Below are 381 nucleotides of genomic sequence, written 5' to 3'. Positions count from 1 at the left end.
CGAAGCCGAAACCGTTGGCGATCGCGTAGTCCATCTCCATCGCCCGGGGCTTGTTTGCCACGAAGTCTATTCCGTCGCCTGCCGGATCAGGGGTGGTCAAATTGAGGGTGGGCGGTGCGACCTGATCCCTGAGCGCCAGGATCGTGAAGATCGCGCCAAGCCCGCCGGCAGCGCCGAGCAAATGTCCGGTCGCCGACTTCGTTCCGCTCACGGCTATCCGGAAATCGTGCCCGAACACGCTCTTGATCGCTTCGATCTCACCAAGGTCGCCCACCGGCGTGGAGGTTGCATGGGCATTGAGATGACGGACCTCGGGCAGCGAAATCCCGGCCTGAGCGATTGCAATCTCCATGGCTCGGCGCGCGCCATCGCCGTCCTCGG

1 pseudogene is annotated in these 381 nt (G+C 63.8%); it reads right to left on the bottom strand.

Annotated features, from left to right (window positions below):
• Nucleotides 1-381 (bottom strand): annotated as a pseudogene (locus EN874_RS32455) (beta-ketoacyl-[acyl-carrier-protein] synthase II); the annotation flags it as partial.

It is taken from the genome of Mesorhizobium sp. M1D.F.Ca.ET.231.01.1.1, from assembly GCF_003999155.2.
In the GTDB taxonomy this organism is placed as follows: domain Bacteria; phylum Pseudomonadota; class Alphaproteobacteria; order Rhizobiales; family Rhizobiaceae; genus Mesorhizobium.
Note: the sequence above shows the minus strand (reverse complement) of the source record. Positions and strands in the feature narration are given on the sequence as shown.